We start from the raw sequence: 5,779 nt of genomic DNA, 5'->3' as shown, positions 1-5,779 counted from the left end.
CCCCGGCACGAAAAAGCGCCAGGGGTTCGCGCCGCCGTAGCGGCGCACCAGCACGGCCCGCCACACCCCGGTGGCGAAGAACTGGCGGGACAGCTGCGAGAGGGTCTGCCGGGGCCAGTAGGTGACCCCCAGCGCGGGCTCGAACCAGACAGTGTGCCCGGCCCGGCGGATGCGCAGGTTCAGCTCCCAGTCCTCGCCGCGGCGAATCTCGGGGTCGAAGCCGCCGACCTCGTCGATCGCGGCGCGACGGAACACCCCGAGGTAGGCGGACTCCGCCGGACCGGGCTCGCCGTCGCCGTGATACGCGCCCCCGCCGAGCCCGAAGGGACTGTTATAGCCGCGAGCGATCGCGCGCTGCCAGGGCGTGCGGCCCCGGGCGCGCATCACGCCGCCGACGTTCGCCACGCCCGGGCGGCCGAGCGCGGCGACGCCGCGCCGAGTGTAGTCGGGGGTGAGCTCAGAGTGCGCGTCCACCCGCACCACGACCGGGTGCTTCGATCGGGCGATCGCGAGGTTCAGCCCGATGGGGATGTCCCGCTCGGGATTGGCGACGAGCGTGACGCGAGGATCGGCCTCGGCGAGCGCGCGGGCGATCCGGTCGGTTCCGTCGGTTGAGGGCCCGAGTGCGAGCACGATTTCCTGCTCACCCGGGTAATCCTGCGCGAGGATGGTGCGCACGGCGTCGGCGAGATTCGCCTCCTCGTTGAGCACGGGCATGACGTAGCTCACCCCGGGCAGTTCGGGGAGATCGGGCAGGGCCGCCGCGGGCGTCGGCGCGGGGGTGCTGGACGGGAACTCGTGACTCACCCCCCGATCTTCCCATGCCCGGGACGAAGCTGGCTGGGCGGTCACGATTTGCTCTCAAACGCCGGGTCGATTCTGGCAACCCGGACGGCCCTTGTATCGTGAAGAGGTGAGTCTCCCCAAAGATATGCGCCGTGCGGTCGGCATGGTGAAGAAAATCCTGCGTCGCCGGAAGCTTCGTCAGCAGGTGCTGGACCGACTCGCGGAGCGCGGGCCGCTCCCCGAGGGCAGCTACCCGATCGGCGTCTACTTCGCCGACAGCGAGGTGAACCTCTACCAGATGCGGCAGTGGTACGCCCCGCTCCAGGAGCTCGCCAAGACCCACCCCGTGCTCGTGCTGGCGCGCACCGCCGGCGGCGCACACGCCATGCTCGCCGAGTCCGGACTCGACGTGGCCTTCGTGCCGAAGGTCACGGACCTCGAGGCAATCGTCGCCGAGCAACAGCTGAAGCTCGTGTTCTACGTCAACCAGAACACCCGCAACTTCCAGATGATGCGCTACGACCGGCGCTGGCACGTGTTCATCAACCACGGCGAGTCCGACAAGATGTACATGACCTCGAACCAGTTCAAGGCTTACGACTACGCCTTTGTCGCGGGGGATGCGGCCCGGGCCCGCCTCGGCCGGACCCTCTGGGACTACGACGTCGCGGAGCGCACCCTGCCCATCGGCCGCCCCCAGGCCGATCACATCGGCGGCAAGGCCCCGTTCGTCCCCGACGACCGCATGGTCGTCTTCTACGCCCCGACGTGGGAGGGCGACCGCCCCACGGCGCGGTACGGCTCGGTCGCGAGCCACGGCGTGCGCCTGGTGCGCGAGCTCCTGAGCACGGGCCGCCACCGCGTGGTGTACCGGCCGCACCCGCGCAGCGGCGTCGTCGATGCCGCCTTCGGCGAGGCCCACCGGGAGATCATCGCGATGATCGAGCAGGCGAACGCGGCGGACCCGGCCGCCGGGCACGTCTACGACGTATCGCCCGGCATCGGCTGGCAGCTCGCGGTGTCCAACGTCGCGATCTGCGACATCTCCGCCATGATTTACGACCGCCTCGCCACGGGCCTGCCGCTGCTCGTCACCCAGCCCATCGCCGAAACCGCCGAGATCGATCGGAACGGCTACCTGGGGGAGTGCGAGTGGCTCGCCGCCGCCGACGTCCCGAACATTGTGGACCTGCTGGACCGGGTCGTCACCGATGAGGTCGCCCTCGACCGGCTCGGACGCTGGTCCCAGTGGCACTTTGGCGATACCCGACAGGGCGAGCCGACCCGCCGCTTCCACGCCGCGATCGAGACGCTACTCGCGCGCTGGGACGAGTGGGAGTCGCGCGCAGCGGCCCCCGACGCGGAACACGGCGCGGGCGTCCGGCCCCAGCCCGAAACCCGCGCGAGCGAGGGCGACGCCCCGGAGGCGTGAACGCTCGCCCCGCGGGGCCGCCGCGCCGGGCGACCCTCGGCGTGCGCGAACGGACCTATTTGGGGCCGTGCTCCGCGTTGTAGCGCGCGAGCACCTCGTCGATGCCCGCGTCGAGGACGAGCCGGCCCCCGTCGAGGTACAGGCCGCGCGAGCAGAAGCGCTTGAGGTCGCGCTCGTTGTGGGAGACGAGAAACAGCGTTTTCCCCTCGGCGAGCAAATCCCGGATCCGGGCGTAGCACTTCTCGCGGAAGGCGCGGTCGCCGACCGCGAGCACCTCGTCCACGAGCAGGACGGGTTCGTCGAGCTGCGAGATCACCGAGAACGCGACGCGCACCTTCATGCCGCTGGAGAGGTGCTTGTACGGGGTGTCGATGAAATCGGCGACCTCGGCGAAGTCGATGATGCTGTCGAAGCGCTCGGCAATCTGCGCCGGGCTGAGGCCGTGCAGGCCCGCGGTCAGCGTGACGTTGTCGCGAACGGTGAGGTCGCCGACGAAGCCGCCCGTGATCTCGATGAGGGGTGCGACGCCGCCGGCCACCCGGACCGAACCCGTGTCCGGGAGCAGCACCCCGGCGACGAGCTTGAGCAGGGTGGACTTGCCCTGGCCGTTCCGGCCGACGACGCCGATCGCCTCGCCCGGGGCCACCTGGAAGCCGACCTCGCGCAGCGCCCAGAACTCGCCGGGGCGCGTGCGCCGCTTCGCGCCCGAGAAGAGATCCTTGAAGCTGCGGCGGGCGCCCTTGTTGCGCCGGAAGCGGACCCCGAGGTTGTCCGCGACGATGATCGGGGCCACCGCGGAGGCGGCCGTGCTGCTGGTCTCGGTCACGGTTACAGCTCCTTCAAGACGCCGCCGATGCTGCGGCGGAACACCAGCACCCCAATGAGGAGCGTGACGGCGGTGATGGCGGCGGACGAGCCGACGAGGGCCCAGTCGAGCTGATCCGGGAAGAATCCGGCCCGGTAGAGTGACACGATCCCGCTGAGCGGGTTCAGCCAGGCGAGGGGCTGCGCGAACTCGGGCAGGTCACCCGCGCTGTAGATGATCGGGGTGGCGTAGAACAGCATCCGGAGCACGAGCTTCACGGCCCGCTCCAGGTCGCGGAAGAACACCGTCAGCGGCGCCACGATCAGGCCGATGCCGGAGATCAGGGCGGCCTGCAGGATCATCGCCAGCGGGAAGAGCAACAGCATGGGGTTCACGGCCGCGCCCGCGACGATCGCGAAGACGGCGAGCACCGGGATGCTCAGGACGAACTCGACGCCCTTGGAGAGGACGATCCGGTTCACCCAGATCGACCGGGGGAGCGCAATCGAGCGCACGAGCTTCAGGTCGCGGAGGAACCCCCGCGTCGCGTCGGAGACGGCCCCGTTGAACCACACCCAGGGGAGGAGCCCCGTGAGCAGGAACACGATGTAGGGCTCCTCGCCCACGCTCCGGTCGAAGACCTGCGTGAACACAAACCAGTAGATGAGGCTCATCGCGAGCGGATCGAGCACCGACCAGAGGTATCCCAGCACCGAGGTGGAGTAGCGGACTTTCAGATCGCGGCGCGTCAGCAGGAGCAGGGACGACCAGTATCGGTTCGGCCTGCGTCTCGGCGACTCGGAAGACTGGCTCACAGCCCTATTCTGTCGTATTCGCCACCGCTTTGCCCGGGCCGCCGGGCCGGCGTCCGGAATCGGGAAACCCGGGGCCGCGCCCCGGGCGCGTTGGCGGGGGAGCGGCCCCCGAATTTGGTAGGTTAGTCTCTGTGTCTTCAGCAAACGAGTCCGATGCTCAGCAGGGTGAGCCGAACGGGGGTGTCGCGATGCCGGAAAACGATGCGTCCGTCGACGAGGGGTCGTCGACCCAGGCGCCTCGCACGGTGACCCGTTCCGACTCCGCGCCCTCCCGGTTGCGCCCGAGCCGCCGCGTCGGACGACCGGCCGCGAGCGCCCAGCCCGCCCCGGCCGAGCCGGTCGCCGCCCCGCTCGACGCCGAGCCCGCAGCGGTCGAGCCCGAGCCCGCAGCGCCCGAGGCAACGATCCCCGAGCCCGCTCCGGCCCCGAAGCGCAAGACGAAGACCAAAGCGAAGCCCGCCGCGACGGCGCAGGCCGTTGCCGCGCCCGCCGATACCAGCGCCGACGCACGCACCGAAGCAACCGCCGCGCCAGACGCTGCGGACCGCAACGCCAACGCCCTCGCCGACGCCGACGCGGTGACGCCGGACGAAGCCTCCGTCCCCGAAGCCCCGGCTCCCGAAGCGCCGGCTCCTGAAGCTCCCGCGCCGAGCCGCGACCGGAGCGACCGGGAACGCGCCCCCGAGCCCGCGGCTCAGCCCGCGCCCGCCGCCGCAGAGCCCGCCGAGCCCCTGACGAAGCCCGCGCTGCCGCCGCGCGCACCCCGCTCGCCCAGCGAGCAAGCTCCGGCGGCCGCCCCGGCCGCGAGCCGCGCCGAGACCGCCCCCGCCGAGGTGCACGTCGGCGAGCGCACCGGGCGCATCGAGATCCCCGTGCCCTCCGTGGTCCGCGCCCGCGAGCGCGCGGCAAAGGCCGCCCAGAACCCGGTGATCCTGCAGACGGAGTCCCTCACCAAGAGCTACGGGAACGTGATCGCCGCGGGCGACATCGACCTGATCGTCCGCGAGGGCTCCTTCACCGGCGTCGTCGGCCCCAACGGGGCCGGGAAGACGACGACCCTGTCGATGATCACGGGACTGCTCCGGCCCAGCTCCGGGCGGGTCACGGTGCACGGCGTCGACGTGTGGGAGGACGGCCCCGCCGCCAAGCGCATCATCGGGGTGCTCCCGGACCGACTCCGGCTCTTCGACCGCCTCACCGGCGCGCAGCTCCTCTTCTATTCCGGCATCCTGCAGGGCCTCGACGAGGCCATCGTGAACGATCGCGCCCGCGAGCTCGCCTCGGCCTTCGGCCTGGAGAGCGCCCTCGGCCGCCTCGTCTCCGACTACTCCGCCGGGATGCAGAAGAAGATCGCCCTGGCCTGCTCCATGATCCACGCGCCCAAGGTGCTCGTCCTCGACGAGCCCTTCGAGGCGATCGACCCCGTCTCGGCCGCGAACGTGACCGAGATCCTGGAGAAGTTCGTCGCGGGCGGCGGCAGCGTCGTGATGAGCAGCCACAGCCTCGATCTGATTCAGCGCATCTGCGACCACGTCGCCGTCATCATCGACGGCGAGATGATCGCGCAGGGCACGGTGGACGAGGTCCGCGACGGCGTCAGCCTCGAGGAGCGCTTCATCGACCTGATCCAGCGCTCTCAGGATGAGGGGGGCATGGAGTGGTTGCACCGTTCCTCCGACTCCGACTGAGTGTGCTGGGGAACACGCTGCGCCGTCCCGCGCGGCCGCTGTTCCTCGTGCTCCTGCGCGGCGTGCTCGTCGCGGCCCTCGCGGTCGCCCTGGCCGCGGTGCCCGTCCTCCTCGCCGGGGACAACCCCGGCTACCTCGCGGACATCGACGCGCTCACCGTGTCCGTGCTCCTCGCGCTCACCTTCCTGGTGCCCTTCTTCACGAACCGCGGCGTGCTCTCCCCGCGGCACTTCGGGCCGTTCCCGGCCTCCTC

At 71.0% G+C, this 5,779-nt stretch carries 5 protein-coding genes and 1 pseudogene; 3 read left to right on the top strand and 3 right to left on the bottom strand.

Annotated features, from left to right (window positions below):
• Positions 1-717: glycosyltransferase family 2 protein (locus tag OOT08_RS01865; protein WP_442916170.1), on the bottom strand; the 717-nt coding region annotated here is incomplete at its 3' end.
• A gap of 196 nt (positions 718-913) precedes the next feature.
• Between OOT08_RS01865 and OOT08_RS01860 the strand changes: the two genes are divergently transcribed.
• Positions 914-2,218, top strand: a complete 1,305-nt coding sequence (locus tag OOT08_RS01860) for a hypothetical protein (RefSeq protein WP_325090863.1) — start codon at positions 914-916, stop codon at positions 2,216-2,218.
• Positions 2,219-2,273: 55 nt separating this feature from the next.
• Here OOT08_RS01860 and OOT08_RS01855 read toward each other — a convergent pair whose 3' ends face one another.
• On the bottom strand, positions 2,274-3,044 hold the full coding sequence (locus tag OOT08_RS01855; RefSeq protein WP_325090862.1) for an ABC transporter ATP-binding protein: 771 nt from the start codon (positions 3,042-3,044) through the stop codon (positions 2,274-2,276).
• A gap of 2 nt (positions 3,045-3,046) precedes the next feature.
• Positions 3,047-3,838 (bottom strand): ABC transporter permease, encoded by a 792-nt coding sequence (locus OOT08_RS01850; protein ID WP_325090861.1) that lies wholly within the window; start codon positions 3,836-3,838, stop codon positions 3,047-3,049.
• A 131-nt stretch (positions 3,839-3,969) separates the two neighbouring features.
• On the opposite strand from OOT08_RS01850, the gene OOT08_RS01845 reads away from it, so the two are divergent.
• Together OOT08_RS01845 and OOT08_RS01840 are read left to right on the top strand one after the other, a co-directional pair.
• Entirely contained in the window at positions 3,970-5,526 is a 1,557-nt protein-coding gene (locus OOT08_RS01845; RefSeq protein ID WP_325090860.1) for an ABC transporter ATP-binding protein, read from the top strand.
• A pseudogene (locus tag OOT08_RS01840) lies at positions 5,496-5,779 on the top strand (hypothetical protein); the annotation flags it as partial. The gene OOT08_RS01845 and the pseudogene OOT08_RS01840, both read left to right, overlap by 31 nt.

Source organism: Leucobacter sp. M11 (assembly GCF_035726885.1).
In the GTDB taxonomy this organism is placed as follows: domain Bacteria; phylum Actinomycetota; class Actinomycetes; order Actinomycetales; family Microbacteriaceae; genus JAPFRB01.
Note: the sequence above shows the minus strand (reverse complement) of the source record. Positions and strands in the feature narration are given on the sequence as shown.